This window comes from Pseudomonas sp. (genome assembly GCF_050739995.1).
Lineage (GTDB): Bacteria > Pseudomonadota > Gammaproteobacteria > Pseudomonadales > Pseudomonadaceae > Aquipseudomonas.
The window spans coordinates 1-2,379 of sequence record NZ_JBOICG010000773.1; the positions used below are offsets into that span (position 1 = coordinate 1).

Sequence of the window (2,379 nt, forward strand, 5' to 3'; positions counted from 1 at the left end):
CCCCGGCACCTGTGGTTGCGGACAAAGACAAGACTAAGGTTGAAGCGGCCGCGCCAACCGCAGGTACGTCCCAAAAGGACAGTCTGGAAAAAGCGGTCACCGATATTAAAGAATTCGTACAAGCAGCCCAGCGCAATCTGGACTTTTCCATTGATGACTCTACCCACAGGGTTGTGGTCAAGGTCATTGCCACCGACACCGGTGAAGTGATCCGGCAGATTCCTTCGGAAACTGCCTTGAAACTGGCACAGAGCCTGGCCAGCGCCAGTCATGTGTTGTTTGACGACAAGGCTTGAGCTGGCATGAAATTTGTTGCTGTCAGCACTTGAAGCGTTGTTCGTCAAGATAACGGCAGCCACCGGAATAGGAGAAAGGTAATGGCGGGTACAACGATTACTGGCGTTGGGTCGGGTTTCGACACCCAGGCGATTGTGAAGTCCCTGGTGGATGCCGAACGAGCGCCGAAGCAGGCGCAGATCAACCTCCAGTCGCAAAAGGCGACCACTCAGTTGTCGTCGATCGGCAAGATCCAGGCAGCCCTGGATGCCTTTCGCGGTGCGCTGGCCAACATGGGCACCGATAACAGTTTCAGTGGCTTGACCGGTACGTCTTCGGACGAGAAAGTCGCCACCATGACCGCCAACCAAGGAGCTGCGAACGGTAGCTTCTCGCTGGTCGTCAACCAGTTGGCGACACCTTCGAAGCTGTCGACCAAGAGTTATGCCGGTGGCCAGTCGACGGTCGTGAACAATGGCACCAGCGCAACAACGCTAACGATCAGCCAGTCGGGCAAGAACTTCGACTTGAGTGTGCCGGCCGGTGCGACCCTGCAGCAGGTACGTGACTCGATCAACTCGCAGTTCGGTACTGCCGGCTTGAGTGCCAACATCCTCACCGACTCCAACGGTTCGCGTCTTATCCTGACCTCCACTAATGGTGGGGTCGGTTCGGACCTGACAATGTCGGGTAATTCCGGGATCGATACGGGTTACACGGTGGTCAGCCCACCTCAGAATGCCAAGTACACGATCGACGGCATTGCTGCGGAATCCAAGACCAATAGCATCACCGATGCTGTGAGTGGTGTGAGTATCAAGTTGCTGTCGCTGTCGCCCACCGCCACGGCCAATGATCAGAGCCCGAATCCGGTTCGTACGGCCCTGACCATCTCCGTCACCACTAGCACCACCGCCCTGAAATCTGGGGTCAAGGGCTTTGTCGACACCTACAATGCCTTGCTCAAGGCCATGAACGCCGAGACCAAGGTCACCAAGGATGCGGCCGGTAACTCTATCGCTGCCACCTTGACCGGCGACTCGACCATGCGCAGCTTGCAGGCGGCCATCCGCAACGAGTTCAACGCGCTGTCCGGCAACGGTACCCTGAAGTCCCTGGCCCAGTTCGGTGTCACGACCGACCAGGACACCGGCGCGCTGAGCATTGACGCCAAGCAGTGGGACAAGGCCGTCCTGACCAACGCCGCTGACATCAACAGTATTTTCAGCGGCAAGGACGGCTTGCTTGCGCGTCTGACGACGGCGACCGATGGCTATGCCAAGGCCACCACCGGTATTCTGGCGACGCGTTCGGCGTCGTTGTCGGACAGCCTGAAAGACCTGAACAAACAGCAGACTGCCCTGGATGACCGTCTGACGACCATGCAAGACGCCTTGACCCGCAAGTACACGGCCATGGATACCCTGGTGGCGCAGTTGCGCCAGCAGAGCAACAGCATCCTCGGTACGCTCAACGCGATCAGTAATTCGAAAAGCAGCAGCAGCTGATTGAGCGCGTAAAAAAAGCCCGGGTCCGTTGACCTGGGCTTTGTTCTTTCTGAGATCGTCGGGTTAAAGTTTTTTGCGACCCAGTCGACATAATGGTTACTGAAAACCTTCTCGCTGTTGCCTGTCACGAGGTAGAAACATGAATCCCATGAGAGCCCTTCGCCAATACCAGAAGGTCAATTCCCATGCCCAGATCTCCGAAGCCAGCCCGCACCGCCTGGTGCAAATGCTGATGGAGGGCGGGCTCGACCGCATGGCGCAGGCCAAAGGTGCGTTGGCGCGTGGTGATATCGCCGCGAAGGGCCTGATGCTGGGCAAGGCCGTCGACATCCTCATTGGACTTCGTGATGGACTGAGTGCGGAAAAAAGCGACAACAAGGAATACGTTCAGCAGTTGGAAGGTTTGTACGTGTACATGACCAACCGTCTGATGGAAGCCAATCTGCACAACGATGCCGACATGATCGACGAAGTCGCCCGTTTGCTGATTACCGTGAAGGAAGGCTGGGATGCCATCGGCGCGCCACAAGGCGCTGCACAATAAGGCCAAGCGGCCTTGAGGAACACGTCATGAGCCAAGCATTGCAACGCATTG

Annotated in this window: 3 protein-coding genes; all 3 read left to right on the forward strand. The window is 57.2% G+C overall.

Annotated features, from left to right (window positions below):
- Nucleotides 1-296: flagellar protein FlaG (locus tag ACRESD_RS26225; protein WP_431753565.1), on the forward strand; the 296-nt coding region annotated here is incomplete at its 5' end.
- An 81-nt stretch (nt 297-377) separates the two neighbouring features.
- Nucleotides 378-1,784, forward strand: coding sequence for a flagellar filament capping protein FliD (gene fliD, locus ACRESD_RS26230; protein WP_431753566.1), 1,407 nt, complete (start codon nt 378-380; stop codon nt 1,782-1,784).
- A gap of 139 nt (nt 1,785-1,923) precedes the next feature.
- On the forward strand, nt 1,924-2,328 hold the full coding sequence (gene fliS, locus ACRESD_RS26235) for a flagellar export chaperone FliS (RefSeq protein WP_431753567.1): 405 nt from the start codon (nt 1,924-1,926) through the stop codon (nt 2,326-2,328).
- Nucleotides 2,329-2,379: the final 51 nt, after the last annotated feature.